Origin of the sequence: Paenibacillus sp. GCM10027630 (assembly GCF_042676305.1) — a bacterium.
Lineage (GTDB): Bacteria > Bacillota > Bacilli > Paenibacillales > NBRC-103111 > Paenibacillus_S.
In genome coordinates, this window is record NZ_JBHTGY010000096.1 from 53,432 (window position 1) to 68,358 (window position 14,927).

The window sequence follows — 14,927 nt, forward strand, 5'->3', positions numbered from 1 at the left end:
GAGGTGTTACTTATGAAGATTGAAATTTGGTCGGATATTATGTGCCCGTTCTGCTATATTGGCAAGCGCAAGTTCGAGGCTGCCCTGGAGCAATTTTCAAATAAATCCAATGTCGAAGTGGTCTATCGCAGCTTTGAGCTGGACCCGAACTCCAAACGAGATGTGGATCATGACGTACATCAGATGCTTTCATCTAAATATGGCATGAGCCGCGAGCAAGCTATATCGATGAATGGGGATGTGGCTCGTCAAGCATCCGCTGTAGGTCTTACCTTCAACTTCGACAGCATGATTTTGACCAATACATTCGATGCTCACCGTTTAATTCATTACGCAGCCCAGCATGGCAAAATGCATGAAATGACAGAGCGACTGCTTCATGCCTACTTTACGGAATCGAAGCATATCGGCGATCATGAAGTATTGGCCGATTTAGCGGCAGAGGTTGGTTTAGACAGGAATGAGGCTTCCAAAACGCTAGCTGGTCAAGACTATGCGAAGGAAGTCCGCGCCGATGAGCAGGAAGCATCCACACTCGGCATACGAGGTGTTCCGTATTTTGTAATCAATCGTAAATATGCGATTTCAGGCGCGCAATCAAGTGAAGTGTTCCTTGGAGCGCTGCAAAAAGCTTGGGATGAGGATCAGCCGCTCATCGTCCTTAACGATTCGGGCAGCGGCACGGCGGATGCTGCTTGTGTGGATGGCGTATGCACTCCTGAGCCCAAAGTTTAAAGCACCAAACAAAGAAGAAACCTGGCCAAGCGGCCAGGTTTTTCTACGTTGTGCCTATCTTTTTTTCGAAAGTTCGAATAATTACGGAAATCCCTCCCCGCCTTTATTTGGGCGGGCTGACCAACTTCTCTTGGACATGTGACTTCCTCGCCATCAGTTCCAAAAAGACCGAAACAAGAATACCTACAACCAATCCATTACTGGCCAATGGCTGTATGTAAACCGGAAGCTCCGTGAACGTGATTGCAGGAGTGTTCATAATGCTGACTCCAAGCAATATTGGCAAAGCAAGACGGTATATGCTTTTAGAATCAAATACTTTCCCTTGCAAAGTACGAACCGCCGTACCAAACATTTGGAGGTAAGCAACGAACAGCACGGCGCTTCCAACACTAAGAGGAAGCCTCGAGAACAATTCTCCTAACGGAGGAATCAGCCCAAGCATAAGAAACAAGCTGCCCCCTATGACGAGAGCGGAGCGCTGCAAAATTTTCGTGCTTTCCAGCAGGCCAAGGGAAGAGGCGAACGTCCCGAATGGGAGCAGGCCAAATACAGGTGAAAGCACAGTAAACAAGCCGGTAATCAAGAACGATCTCCGGTATTGATTCTGTGTCGTCTTCTGGCCGTAAAGCTTCTCCGCGGCGCTCAGTGCCGTTACCGTATTGGACATGTTGATAAATCCAACGATGAACGAAGTTAACGCTATTCCGAAATCAAGCCGCGGCGCCCCCCATGGAAATAAAACCATTGGGGCATCGGTAAGTACTTGGGAGCTGGCTGGTGAAGGAAAAATAATGGCGTAGCCAATCCAGCCGAAAACAATACCTAACAGCAATGCAAAGTTGCTGATCCAGCCGCGGCCTTTCAAAAAGGCGATACCCACGAACAAAGCTATGCCGATGGATAAGGCTGCTACCGGAGGATCCATAAGACCATTTTCCTGGATTCCAAGCATACCGGTGAAAAAATGCATCATTAGCTGAGCCGACAACAGAAATAAGGATACACTTATGACGATCGGATTGAACAGCTTCGTCAATACCTTGGCAAAGCCCAAGCTTCCAAGCACAATCATCATCAGCCCCGACAGCATAAAACCCGCTGCCAAGCCTCCTCCAACAGCCGTCAGACTGCTTCCGCCCAATGATGCTGAGGCTGCAAGGCTGAGCGTAAATCCCCACCAAACTCCTGATGGACCATCCATCACAGCGTATCTATGACCGCACAAAGCTTGAATAATACAAGCAGCTCCTGTAAGCAAGAAAGATAATTGCAAGGTAAAAGCGATCTGACCTGAGGACAGATGAAAGAGTTGACCCAGAGTGAGCGGTACTACAACCGTATTCGTAAGAATGAAAAACATCCATTGAATCCCGGCAAGCCCTATTTGAGGAGTAAGCTTCTTCTCCATTTAGAGGCTTTGTTCCGTCCATAGGGTGTAGGGATGCTTCGATACGTCACGGCTAAGACGAACCAGCTTGATATCCCTTTCTTCTGAAGGAAGCGCCAGCTGTTCATAGACGTATCGGGTGCTCATTCCGATTCGAGCTGCCTCCTCCTCAGTGAAAGCGTGATATACTTCCTTGAACTTTGACCAATAGATAGCTCCCATGCACATCGGACAGGGCTCGCCGCTCGCGTACAGCTCGCAGTCTGACAAGTCGGAGGTTTGCAGCAGCTCGCTTGCCTTGCGAATCGCCTGCATCTCCGCATGCGCTGTCGGGTCATGAAGAGCTAATACTTCATTGACGCCTTCGGCGATAATCTTCCCCCCTCTAACAATTACAGCCCCGAAAGGTTTTCCATGATGATGTTTCGTATTCTCATAAGCGATATCGACCGCACGTTGAATGAAGGTTTCTGTATGTTTCATAAAAGTGTTTCCCTCCAAAGGACAGATTAAATTATTGTCTCCCGCTTCCACCTGTCTATCCAACTAACCTTCGGAAGGGAATTCAAATCATCGGGGTATGGTTCAACAAGATACTCAACTTATGTTATCACGGGATCAGGTATATGAAAAATATCTAAATTCTCTGTCAATGATATAATAAACATATGGATTAATTCGGGAAGGGAGACCTGCTATGGATCTCAAGCAATTACGATATTTTATGGCAATCGCTGAAGAGGGTCAAATCACCTCGGCAGCGAGAAAGCTGCATATTGCCCAACCTCCATTAAGCCAGCAGCTAAAAACGATGGAGACTGAGCTTGGAGTTCAATTATTCGAGAGAGAAGGCCGAGGAGTGCAGTTAACCGAGGAAGGAAAAGCTCTCTACAGGCATGCGGTTAAAATTATCTCCTCCATGGAAGAAGCTCAGGAAGAAATCCGCGCCATCCGCAACGGTTGGTCAGGAAAGCTGACTATAGGGATCAATACATTATCAGACGAGCGTCTTCCCCGTATATTAATGGCATTTCGTCAAAAGCATCCCCAGTTCACCTTCAAAATCCAACAAAATGAATCAGCTCAGCTCTGCCAGCTGCTCAAGGAACGAACTATAGATTTGGCTATTGTACGTATGCCGGTGCCGTTAGATGATTTTACTGTTTATGATGTCAAATCGGAGCCTTATTATTTCGTAACCTCTCTGAGCCATCAGGACGAGTGCAGCCCTGTACCCTTCAACCGAATTCAAGATTACCCATTAATTATCCCCAGCACCGAGGGTTTGGGTTTATATAACATGATTCAAGAGGAGTTCGCCCAGCGTGGGCTGCAGCCTAATATTATTTGCGAGTCATCGGACATATCCACACTCATTCAACTCGTGTCGGTCGGCTGTGGCGCGACCATCATACCCGGTGCCGTGCTAAAGCTTCATCAGCATATTCCGGTGCATTGTCTAGAAATCGAAGGAAATTTACCATCCGCCCTCTCCGGGCTGATAGGGCTTCGTAACGGGTGGGTGTCCAAAGCATCCCAGTTATTCATCGATGCCTATCGAGGGGAGCCTTAAGTTTCAGGCTGCAGGTATCAAAACAAACTCCGAAGCGGTTGTTCAGGTATAGGGATAGGTCCCTAAAGAGCAAATTATAACTATCACCATTGGAAAGAGCCTTAAAAATAGGGCTCTTTTTCTATATCCACTCTAAGTCCGCTGTGATGAAAGAATATATTTCCATTAGAAGTCCTTGTATGCTTTTTGATATATTTAAGCTTGCATGTTTACAGCAAAGAATCTACACACAACAGGAGTGAAGTACAATGATGAAAAGAAATGGGTTCCAGCTTCTTGTAATATTACTTATCGGACTTATTACGCTTGCCGGATGCAGCGGCAGTAAGAGTCCTTCCGCTTCAGACTCTAAGGCCCCCCCAGCCCCTGCCGCAGAGGGCAAAAAGACCCTCGTTATGGGAACATCGGCCGATTACCCGCCCTACGAAAGTATAGATGCAAAGAATAACGGAGAAATCGTTGGCTTTGATATCGATATCGCTAAGGCGGCAGCGGCCCAGCTTGGCTACGAGCTTAAAGTTCAAAGCATGGATTTTAACGGCTTAATTGCCGCTCTTCAATCCAAGCGGGTCGATTTCGTTATGTCGGCTATGTCTATTACCGATGAACGCAAGCAAAATGTAGATTTCTCTGATGTTTATTTTGTTGCGAAGAACACCATCGTTTCAAAGAATTCGGCGCCTTATACAACGTTGGACGAAATCAAGAACAAACGGATCGGCGTTCAACTGGGATCTACGCAAGAACAGGTCGTTAGTGATTTGAAGGAAGCTCAAATTAAGAAGTTAAATCGTATCCCTGAGATCATTCAAGAGCTCAAAGCCAATCGGATCGATGCGGCCATCATTGAAGATGCGGTAGTTCAAGGCTATGTAAAAAACAATCCGGATTTGAAATTTCAAGTCATCCCTGCTGATAAAGAAGAGGGTTATGCCATAGCTTTTCCAAAAGGTTCTGCATTGGTAAGTGATTTTAACAAAGCACTGAAAGAGCTCAGCAGCAACGGTAAAAAAGAAGAGCTGATTAAAAAATGGTTCGATTAAGAAAGTAGGGACGGTTGAGAAATGAGCTTAGATTTTAGTGTTCTTAACGGATATATTCCCTATGTAATGAAAGGGACCGCTATCACTCTTTTGTTTACGTTAGTATCCGCATTATTCGGATTTGTATGGGGCACCGTGCTTTCGCTTTTCAAGCTCTCAAGTGTAGGAGCGCTCCGTTGGTTTGCTACTGTATATACATCGATTTTTCGTGGAACACCGCTGCTGCTTCAGCTTTTTATAATCTACTACGCGACTCCACAGCTGTTTCACTACGATATTTCTCCTCTGATGGCTGCTGGACTTGCTTTTGGACTTAACTCAGCTGCTTATTTGTCAGAAACGATCCGTGGCGGCATACTGTCTGTAGACAAGGGGCAGCGTGAGGCAGCCATGTCTCTCGGAGTTCCTTATAAGACGATGATGATCAGCATCATTCTGCCCCAAGCCGTTAAAAACATTTTGCCGGCACTTGTGAATGAATGTATCGCTCTACTTAAGGAATCATCGCTCGTTTCGGTTATTGGAGTGGAGGATTTAATGCGTCGAGCCAATGTCGTAGGTTCCGATACATTCAAATATTTCGAGCCGCTAGTTTTTGTAGGCGTGATTTATTATACTCTGGTGCTTCTTCTTACTCTTCTTGCCCGACTTCTTGAAAGGAGGCTGCGCCGTAGTGATTAAAGTAGAAGATTTGTCCAAGTCCTTCGGAAAGCATACGGTCCTGCATAATATTTCTACGACTATTAATCAAGGTGAAGTGGTTGCAGTCATCGGTCCATCCGGCTCGGGTAAGTCCACGTTCCTTCGCTGCTTAAATCGGTTAGAAACGCCTTCGAGCGGCCATATCACGATTAACGGTAAGGATATCACCGACCCCAAAACCAATATTGCGCAAGTCCGTCAGCAGATCGGGATGGTCTTTCAACATTTTCATTTGTTCCCGCATATGAGCGTGATAGATAATATAAGCTTTGCCCCAATGAAGGTAAAGGGCTGGACCCAGGAGCAGGCACGCCGTAAAGCTATGGAGCTATTGGAGCGGGTTGGGCTTGCCGATAAAGCGGAAGCTTTCCCAAACAAGCTTTCCGGCGGACAAAAGCAGCGTGTAGCTATTGTAAGAAGCCTTGCCATGGAGCCGGAAATCATGCTGTTCGATGAACCAACCTCAGCCCTCGATCCGGAGATGGTCAAAGAGGTGCTCGATGTCATCCGCGGCCTTGCCCAAACAGGCATAACTATGGTCATCGTTACACATGAAATGAGGTTTGCCCAGGAGGCCGCAGATACGATCTACTTCCTGGATAACGGCCGTCTCGTTGAGAAGGCTTCCCCTCAGCAATTTTTCAATAGCCCTCAGAATGAACGGGCACGACAATTTCTGGAGAAGGTACTTTAAGACAAAAAAGCTGAATGGGTTCTCCCATCCAGCTTTTTTTGTCTTCATTTCTTACCGGCTTTTTCTCTTACATCTCTACATCGGTTGCGAATCCGCTGCGCTTTTTCCTAAGTCCTGAGATCAGACCCAGCACAATAATGACTAGAGCCAGGCTGAGCAAGGTTCCGGCAATCGGACGCTGGAACAAGCCCAGAAACGATCCATCCATCAATTTGAGAGACTGCAGCAAAGAGCTTTCCATCATCTTGCCCAACACGAACGTTAACACAATTGGCGCCATAGGAATGTCCGCCTTTTTCATGACATACCCAAGCACTCCAAAAACGAACATGATTCCGACATCGAACAAATTGTTATTAGCCGTGTAAGCACCAAGCGCTGAAATGATCAGAATGACAGGATACAGCAGCTTAGGAGGTATCACGGCTATTTTGGCCCACCAGCCCGCCAAAGGCAGGTTCATAAATAAGAGCAATAAATTTCCGATAAACATGCTGGCGATAACGCCCCATACAAAAACCGGATTTTGCTGAAACAGCATGGGACCCGGGGTTAAGCCATGCATCATGAAGGCCCCGAGAATAATCGCTATTGTCGGTGAGCTTGGAATGCCTAACGTAAAGAGTGGTATTAAAGCCCCTCCACAATAAGCATTGTTAGCCGTCTCCGGTCCTGCAACACCCTCAATCGCTCCCTTGCCGAAGCGCGAAGGGTCCTTGGCCAGCTTCTTCTCCATCGAATAGGAAAGCATTGCCGGAATAACCGAATTAGTGCCGGGAATCAAACCGATAATGAACCCAAGCACAGTACCCCTTCCTATTGATTTCATGCTCGGTGCCCATTCATCTCTGCGCGGCAGCAAGCCTTTAACCTTAGGCGGCTTCTCGGATGTCCCCATATTCTCGATGCCAAGCAATATTTCGGATAATCCGAATAACCCCATCGCTACAATGACGAAATCAATACCGTTCATCATATTCATCTGACCGAATGTGAAACGAACTGCACCCGACACCGGGTCCATGCCAATCATAGCCAAATTCAAGCCCAGAAAAGCGGAGATCAGACCTTTAATAACGGATTTGCCCATCAAACCGATTACGGTTGATAAGCCCAGTACCATTAACGCAAAAAATTCAGGCGGTCCAAAACGCAGAGCCCATTCAGCCAGAGGCGGCCCTACAAAGATAAGACCGAGAATAGAAAACGTCCCTCCGATGAAAGAACCGATACCCGCAATCCCCAGTGCGACCCCAGCTCTTCCCTGCTTCGCCATTGGACTTCCATCCAGGCATGTAATTACAGAGGCAGCTTCTCCCGGCGTATTAATCAGAACAGAGGTAATGGTTCCTCCGTACATAGCGCCGTAATAAATACCGCACAGCATAATGATAGCGGAAACCGGCTCCATCCCGAACGTAATCGGAAGAAGAACCGCTACTCCGGTTGTCGGTCCCAATCCCGGCAATACACCAACGAGCATACCGATGGATACGCCGAGCAAACAATACAATAAGTTGTACCAAGTGAACGCCGTTTCAAACCCTTGTGCAATTACATCAAACGCCGGCATATGAAGTCATCCCCCCATCCAATCCCATAAATCACCCGTCGGCAGCGGAACATCCAACCCCATACTAAACGCCACATATAGAAGTGCGCTCGTTCCGACAGCTATAGCGGCCGCCCTGTACCAAGCATATGAACGCATCAGCAGCACTAGCAGCATCACAGAGCCAGCCGCTATGAACCCTGCTGAATCCAACAGCAGCATGAATAACAGTACCGAAACCAGAACCATTATCACGTTCAACAGGTCTCTGCCTTTAGGCAGCACTTCGCCCCAACGCACCTGCATGCCTCGCAATGAACCTGCTATATAGAGCACAGACAGCAGTATAAGCGCTGCGCTAAGCCACCGTGGGAACAAGCCCGGCCCTGGCCCAAGGTCGCTATAATAATCAAATGAGAACGATTGCCAGAATAAGACGCTGGAGAAAATTAAGAAAATGCCTCCCAAACCTACGCCTATCTTGTTAAACATATAAATCCTCCCCGTGTGAAAAGAAAGGCTGGGGAGCAAGCCCAGCCCTTAATGCCCTTATTTTTTACCAAGTCCAAGCTCTGGAATCAGCTTTCCGAATTGCTCATGGTTTTCCTTCAAGTGCTGTGTGAACGCTTTGGAATCCTTAACCTCAATGCCCAGACCATTCTTTTTCATATAATCCTTAAAGTCCTGCTCTCCCGCTCCTTTGGTAAAGGCATCCGTCAATACTTTTACGATATCATCCGGCGTATCTTTAGGAACTGCAAGCCCTCTCCAGGTTCCGGGTACGCTTACGGTCAATCCTGTTTCCTCTTTGAGCGTCTTGACTCCTGGCAAAGCATCGGAAGGCTTGCTGTCATTAATGGCGAGTGTCCGCAGCTTACCAGACTCCACCTGTGATTTAACCTCCGCCGCGCTAACCGGTACAGCATCCACGTGTCCCCCAAGCAATGCCGTTACAGCTGGGCCCGCTCCTTCAAAAGGAATATGGTTGAACTTTACGCCAGCGCCTTTTTCCAACGTAACGGCACCCAAATGCCAAATCGCTCCAGTACCTGAGTTGCCCAGCTTAAGCTCACCGGGATGCGCCTTGGCATAGTCCAGAAACTCCTTCATCGTTTTCCACTGGCTTTCGGCCCGTACTGTAATAGCGGCTGGATCATAATTGATAAGCGCTACCGCTTTAAAATTCTCATACGTAACCGGAGACAATCCCAGATGCGGTAAAGTAGTTAATTCTACTGTAGCCATCGTGACCGTGTATCCGTCGCTTTTGGCATTGGCTCCTTCTGTTGTTCCTACAACTCCGCCTCCGCCTGTTTTATTAACCACCGTAATCGGCTGCCCTAAATGCTTCTCAGCTGATTTAGCAAGAGCACGAGCTGTCGCATCTGTACCTCCGCCCGCTGCATAAGGAACTATCAACGTAACCGCTTTCTTTGGAAAGTCCACTTTCTTCTCTCCTGGTGATGCGGCTTTATCTGTTTTGCCCCCACAGGCTGTTAATGCTGCAACGCTAACGATCATAGAAACCGCCAATAATGTACGCCATCCCCGCTGTTTCAAAGCTTATTCCCCATTTCATATAAAGTTATATTTTGCTGTCGACTTGTTTAAGTTTGTTCGTTGTGTGCCGACTTCCCAAAGTATAGGCTGCCCTTGAGACACAGGCAATCATCCGTTCTTCTAAAAAATCCACACATCGGCCAAAATCAAGGTTTTTGGCCGATCTGCATACCTCTTGTCCGATTAGTAGATGAACAAAAAAAAGAAGTTCCCCTAATCGGAGAAACTCCCTGCTCCGTATTGCTTATTGGCCTCTCTGTATTTCCCCGGTGTCACAGATTTAAGCTTGCGGAAGCTGCGAATAAAGCTGTTTTCATTCTGATAGCCTACTTGTTGGGCAATATCAGCGATTTTCCGATCCGTTGTGGCGAGCAGCTTGCAGGCTTGATCGATTCTCATCTTGGTCAAGCTTTCGTACACCGTACTGCCTGTTTCCATTTTGAACACGCTGCTGACGGATGATGTGCTAAGATTCATAAAATCAGCCACTTCCTGCAGGCCTATCTGCTCATGCAAATGCTCTTCCATAAATCGAGTGATGCGTTGGGCCAGATGATATTCTTTCGTCGACTTGTGGAGCTGGATTCCGCTAACAACAGCTTCCGCCACATGGAGCAGCAGCTGATGCAGATCATCCAGATCCATCATTCTTAATTGATGCTCCGTATAGTTATCCAGCCTATCAGGCTTGCTTATTCCGCGAAGGGCGATTATGCGAGAGAAATCTCCAATCCGCTCATTCGCGAAGGTATAGATAGACTCCGGGGCAAACTGCTGCTCGCGAACCCACACAGCCCAGCGCTCGAGCACTTGATTGCTCATGCTAACATCCTTGCTCTCCAGGCTCTCCATAATTTCTGCTTTCCAGGCATCTGCATCTGTATCGAGAAGCCGCTCTCTCCTCGTTGCTTCAGTGAAGCGAAAGGTTCTGCCATACCCTTCATACAACCGGCTTGCCAAAGCTGCTTTCGCTTCCTCAAACGAATCATGTAGTCCTGATACCGATTCGCAGGGCTGTCCGATTCCAACTGAAAGACTCATCTTCAAATATTTCATAGCCGTTTTCGTCATTGCGCTCAGATCTTCCTGCAAAAGCTCCTCTGAAGCAGGCCACCCGCTTTCCTTGGATTGAATCACAAGCATCAGATTTTCTTTATCCAGCTGCACGCAATGCATACGCCACTTCGCTTCCAGCAGCTCCGACATAATATTGACCAAGGCGTATTTCAAGAGCAGTTGGTCTTCTTCACTATAGCCCGAAGTCGAGAACCATTCCGAATAGCGGTTAATGGAGACAGCTACTGCTATCAATTGATCCTTAGTCCATTGAGCGAAATACGTTTCCCATTTGTCACGAAGCTCCTTGGAGCCTATACGGCTCATAAGCACATCCTGAATGTACTTCGATCGAAGCTCCGGCAAGCTTCGCTCTGCAACTGAGGAGGTGGAATCGAACTCTTTGAGCAGGTTCTTCACCACAGCCTCCAGGTCATACAGATCAGAGTCAGAGCCTGATGAAACGGAATTGTTCGTGGCAAGCAGCTGCCAAATACGTTTGATCGGTTTAAATGCAGCAAAGTTATAGAAGAAAATCGCCGCACAACCGACAACAATCGAAGCCAGAGACAGCATAAATACAAGATCACGGACCAATTTCACATTTTTCAACAGCTCATCCAATGGAATTAATGAAACCCAGCGCCACCCTGTCATATCAGAGAAAGCTTGGTTCCCCAGATACGACTGTCCCCCCAGCTTTACCTCGCCGAAAGGCCTTACCCCCAGCATTTCAACAGCTTTATAAAGCTCTTCAAGGGGCAATTCAGTTCGCAGCTTGGGGTATATAACTTCACCCTCCAAACTGAAGATATACTGGGGCGCCTCAGTTTGAGGATATATTTTGGAGAAAAAGCGGTCGTAATCCACGTTCACAATAACGATACCTATAAGCTCATGATCGGCTAAGATCGGTCTATATAGGGAAATCAACTCTACCGATTCAGGATTGTTAATGTTCCCTAAGCTTCGTCTCTTTATGAGCAGCGGCTTCGTCTTCATAGTTTCCACCCATGCCGCCCAAGACTGATCAGGGTAGCTCGCCCAATCCAAGCTTTGTGCCAATTTGTCAGAAACGATCAGCTTGTTCTTCAAATCCAGTACATAGACGGAATGGATATCTTCATTTAAAGCAATTGTATTCAAATAGGAGGACAGAACAGCTGCATCCTTCTGTTTGGCTGGAAGCTCTCCGTGAATGTAATTAAGGGCGCTAGAGTGGAAGGAGACCTTAACCGCCTGATCATCCGCTTCGCGAAAAGCCCGGTTCGTCACGCCGAGATTAATTTGCAGCAGCTCTGTGTAGGGCTGATTCAGGTCTTTATCCAGAATGCTTTTATAATTTTCATATAGAAATATACCTACAGACGTTATAAATAACGATACAAAAAACGTCAGATAGATTATTAATTTGGTCTGCTTATTCGAAAATAATATTTTAGCTTTAACCCAAAACAAATTATTCATTATGTCACCCGGTCTATTAGTAGCTCTTGATTTGCAATAGAAGAATACCATAAAACGGCTATAAACGAAAAAAATGTTTCAAAAAAAAACCTCCTGATCATTATTCATACATAAATATACTAACTTACTAAAAGGTTAGGACTTGTTTTTAATCATAAAATAACTAATAATAACTTATAGTGGGTCTTCAAAAAAGTAGACCTAAGAGAGCTTTCTGAACAGCCCTCTTGTATACTGGAAGCATATACAGCGCTAATAAATGGGTAACATGATAAATAGCGTGCCTGTTTTATGAGATTATAATTCAGATTGGAGAAATGACTATGGATTTGCAACATAAAACGGCCATCATCACCGGAGCTGGAAAAGGTATCGGAAAAGCCGCTGCCATCGCTCTGGCCAAAGAAGGCGTACACCTTGGATTAGTGGCAAGAAGCAGTGCCGATTTGGAATCCCTTCAAGCATCGTTGACGGACAGTTATGGAATCAAGGTTTATTATGCATCAGCTGATATCTCGAATAAAACGGAGGTAGACCAAGCGATCCAAACTCTAATTGAAAAGCTTGGATCCGTCGATATCCTGCTTAATAATGCCGGAACCGCACAGTTCGGCTTACTCGTAGACATGGAACCGGAGCAATGGGAGCGTATTATCCAAACCAATCTTATGGGGACCTATTATGTGACCCGGGCCGCACTCCCTACCATGCTGAAGCAAAATGGTGGAAGCATCATTAATATTGCATCAACCGCTGGAGAGCGAGGTTTCGCTACCGGCTCCGCCTACTGCGCTTCCAAATTCGCTGTTCTAGGTTTAACGGAAGCCCTCATGCAGGAGGTTAGGAAATCCAATATCCGCGTAACGGCTCTCACACCAAGCACCGTTAATACCGAGCTGGCTGTTAATGCCGGCTTGAAAATAGGTGATGAGGATCGGATGATGCAATCGGAGGATGTAGCGGAATTGATTCTCGCTACGCTCAAGCTGCCTCAGCGCGTCTTCATTAAAACAGCTGGAATATGGACGACAAATCCCCAATAACCATTATTTTAGGAGGCTGATCTAAGATGTCGGAAACCAATAGCGCCAATAAGCCAAGTAAAGGATTGCATGAGATTCTTCTATCCGTGCTGGATCTCGCCCCTATAGTAGTGGGCGCTACAGCCGCAGACTCCTTCCGCAATACACTGGACCTTGCACGCCATGCCGAGAAGTGGGGGTACCACCGGTATTGGCTCGCTGAGCATCACAATATGCCTGGGATCGCCAGCTCCGCCACGTCTCTCATTATTGGGCATGTAGCAGCAGGCACCGAGAAAATCCGTGTAGGCTCCGGCGGCATCATGCTGCCCAATCACGCTCCTCTCGTCATTGCCGAGCAATTCGGTACGCTGGAGACGTTATACCCGGGCCGCATTGATCTGGGGCTCGGCCGTGCCCCAGGCTCCGACCAGCCTGCCATGCGTGCTCTGCGGCGCGGCTTGGGAAGCGACGGCAATGATTTCCCGGAGATGCTAAGCGAGCTGCGCGGCTACCTGAATCCCTCGTTGGGCGGCCGTCCACTAGGAGTGCGGGCAGTTCCAGGCGAAGGACTGAATATTCCAATCTGGCTGCTGGGCTCGAGCGGCTTTAGCGCTCAATTAGCCGGCCAGCTCGGGCTCCCGTTTGCCTTCGCCAGCCATTTCGCTCCAGACTATTTGCTTCCGGCTCTGGAATTGTATCGCAGCAACTTCCGTCCTTCGGACGCACTGGAGAAGCCTTACGTTATGGTAGGCCTGAATGTAGTGATAGCTGACACGGACGAAGAGGGTCGCAAGCTAGCTACCTCGATGGAGCAGGCTTTTCTTAATATTATCCGCGGCCGTACCGGTCTTCTGAATCCTCCAGTAGATAACATGGATTCTTTGTGGACCCTGCAGGAGCAAGCTGTAGTCCGCAAGCAATTAAGCTATGGCATTGCCGGAAACAAAGCTACCGTTCGCGAGAAGCTGCAGAAAGTTCTGGCTGAAACCGGAGCAGACGAACTAATAGTTACTTCTCAAATTTATGATCATCAAGCTCGCTTGCGATCTTATGAGCTGCTGGCTGAGATTGTAAAAGACAGCTGAGAAATACACTGATAATCGAAGTGGGAAAAACCATCAGAAAATTTGAACTGCACCCCAATTGTTAGACACAACTAGCAATTGAGGTGCAGTTTTTCTATGAGCAAAATCAGTACATACCAAAAAGAGAAGCAGTCACGCTTTTCCAACCCACACCGATTCCCTTTCTTGTTCTACGCGGTGCGACCTGCACCTTTTTTCTAACCTAATCGATCTTCGATGCCATACTCCCCATTGTTGTATTCCATATGTACCTTCACAGCTAAAGAGATGGCGTGACTTCATCCCCTTTAGCGCTGCGAACTGCCAATCACTCGCTTAGACGGAAGTGAGGTGCGCTATTTCATTGTTTTAACGTTAGTATTCGAGTGAAACGGAACTAGGATCACTTATTTGTTAAAAAACAGGGCATTTCGGTCTATAAGAGTCGGAATAGAGCTTCGTAGTTCCGCAACTTCATGAAATGGGATGAGTTTTCAAACAATAGAGTATTGACGTTCCGTTAATCAGAGGAATTCATGTTAGACGATCCAAGGACATAGCATACGATGGATGAAAATGTTCATCATGAATTGAAATAAGGGGTAAGCTTCGCTCACCCCTAAACATATGCATCCTTTTATTTTACCCACTTGCCATATAAGCGCAGGTCCTGCGACAAATGAACGAGAATAGGTGTTACTTCAGAAATGCCTGTATTTTCCCCAGCAGCCGGTCCAGATCAACGGGCTTCGTATCGAAGTCATCGCATCCCGCCTGATACGCCAGCTCCTGGTCACTTGCCATCGCATGGGCAGTCAAAGCAATGACAGGGATCGCTTGTGTCCCCGGTTGTGCCTTGAGCTGTCGAATCGCTTCCCAGCCATCAAGCACAGGCAAGCTCAAGTCCATCAGGATAATATCTGGATTTGCCGATTTTGCCATAGCAATGCCTTGCTCGCCATCGACAGCCATAATAACTTCGAAGCCCTTGCGAATCAAACGCCGGGAGAGCATGTCTCGGTTCATCTCATTATCTTCCACCAAAAGTATTTTGGGCATCATCGTG

The 14,927-nt window shown here is 47.2% G+C and carries 14 protein-coding genes; 7 read left to right on the forward strand and 7 right to left on the reverse strand.

Features of this window, described 5'->3' with window-relative positions:
• Positions 1–12: 12 nt before the first annotated feature.
• Complete coding sequence (locus ACFQ0C_RS35880; RefSeq protein ID WP_379374283.1) at positions 13–735, forward strand: DsbA family oxidoreductase; 723 nt, start codon at positions 13–15, stop codon at positions 733–735.
• Positions 736–838: 103 nt separating this feature from the next.
• On the opposite strand, the gene ACFQ0C_RS35885 is transcribed toward ACFQ0C_RS35880, so the two are convergent.
• Entirely contained in the window at positions 839–2,146 is a 1,308-nt protein-coding gene (locus ACFQ0C_RS35885) for a uracil/xanthine transporter (RefSeq protein WP_379374285.1), read from the reverse strand.
• Positions 2,147–2,608 carry a nucleoside deaminase gene (locus tag ACFQ0C_RS35890; protein ID WP_379374287.1) on the reverse strand — a complete coding sequence of 154 codons (462 nt, stop codon included), beginning with the start codon at positions 2,606–2,608 and terminating at the stop codon, positions 2,147–2,149. It lies immediately after the preceding gene.
• Between the two features lie 214 nt (positions 2,609–2,822).
• Between ACFQ0C_RS35890 and ACFQ0C_RS35895 the strand changes: the two genes are divergently transcribed.
• From ACFQ0C_RS35895 to ACFQ0C_RS35910, 4 genes are all read left to right on the forward strand, one after another.
• On the forward strand, positions 2,823–3,698 hold the full coding sequence (locus ACFQ0C_RS35895; protein ID WP_379374289.1) for a LysR family transcriptional regulator: 876 nt from the start codon (positions 2,823–2,825) through the stop codon (positions 3,696–3,698).
• A gap of 248 nt (positions 3,699–3,946) precedes the next feature.
• A complete protein-coding gene (locus ACFQ0C_RS35900; RefSeq protein ID WP_379374291.1) occupies positions 3,947–4,741 on the forward strand; it encodes a transporter substrate-binding domain-containing protein in 795 nt (264 codons plus the stop codon).
• A 21-nt stretch (positions 4,742–4,762) separates the two neighbouring features.
• Positions 4,763–5,422 carry an amino acid ABC transporter permease gene (locus ACFQ0C_RS35905; protein ID WP_379374293.1) on the forward strand — a complete coding sequence of 220 codons (660 nt, stop codon included), beginning with the start codon at positions 4,763–4,765 and terminating at the stop codon, positions 5,420–5,422.
• Positions 5,415–6,137, forward strand: a complete 723-nt coding sequence (locus tag ACFQ0C_RS35910) for an amino acid ABC transporter ATP-binding protein (RefSeq protein ID WP_379374295.1) — start codon at positions 5,415–5,417, stop codon at positions 6,135–6,137. The genes ACFQ0C_RS35905 and ACFQ0C_RS35910 overlap by 8 nt, the downstream gene beginning before the upstream one ends.
• Before the next feature lie 67 nt (positions 6,138–6,204).
• Here the strand turns inward: ACFQ0C_RS35910 and ACFQ0C_RS35915 are convergent, their stop codons facing one another.
• From ACFQ0C_RS35915 to ACFQ0C_RS35930, 4 genes are all read right to left on the reverse strand, one after another.
• Positions 6,205–7,710, reverse strand: a complete 1,506-nt coding sequence (locus ACFQ0C_RS35915) for a tripartite tricarboxylate transporter permease (RefSeq protein ID WP_379374297.1) — start codon at positions 7,708–7,710, stop codon at positions 6,205–6,207.
• A gap of 6 nt (positions 7,711–7,716) precedes the next feature.
• Positions 7,717–8,181 (reverse strand): tripartite tricarboxylate transporter TctB family protein, encoded by a 465-nt coding sequence (locus tag ACFQ0C_RS35920; protein ID WP_379374299.1) that lies wholly within the window; start codon positions 8,179–8,181, stop codon positions 7,717–7,719.
• Between the two features lie 57 nt (positions 8,182–8,238).
• Positions 8,239–9,249, reverse strand: a complete 1,011-nt coding sequence (locus tag ACFQ0C_RS35925; RefSeq protein ID WP_379374301.1) for a tripartite tricarboxylate transporter substrate binding protein — start codon at positions 9,247–9,249, stop codon at positions 8,239–8,241.
• Positions 9,250–9,462: 213 nt separating this feature from the next.
• On the reverse strand, positions 9,463–11,772 hold the full coding sequence (locus ACFQ0C_RS35930; protein WP_379374303.1) for a helix-turn-helix domain-containing protein: 2,310 nt from the start codon (positions 11,770–11,772) through the stop codon (positions 9,463–9,465).
• Between the two features lie 323 nt (positions 11,773–12,095).
• Between ACFQ0C_RS35930 and ACFQ0C_RS35935 the strand changes: the two genes are divergently transcribed.
• Both ACFQ0C_RS35935 and ACFQ0C_RS35940 read left to right on the forward strand, forming a co-directional pair.
• On the forward strand, positions 12,096–12,815 hold the full coding sequence (locus ACFQ0C_RS35935) for a 3-ketoacyl-ACP reductase (protein WP_379374305.1): 720 nt from the start codon (positions 12,096–12,098) through the stop codon (positions 12,813–12,815).
• Between the two features lie 26 nt (positions 12,816–12,841).
• Positions 12,842–13,882, forward strand: a complete 1,041-nt coding sequence (locus ACFQ0C_RS35940; protein ID WP_379374307.1) for an LLM class flavin-dependent oxidoreductase — start codon at positions 12,842–12,844, stop codon at positions 13,880–13,882.
• A 675-nt stretch (positions 13,883–14,557) separates the two neighbouring features.
• Here the strand turns inward: ACFQ0C_RS35940 and ACFQ0C_RS35945 are convergent.
• A complete protein-coding gene (locus tag ACFQ0C_RS35945; protein ID WP_379374309.1) occupies positions 14,558–14,923 on the reverse strand; it encodes a response regulator in 366 nt (121 codons plus the stop codon).
• Positions 14,924–14,927 lie beyond the last annotated feature (4 nt).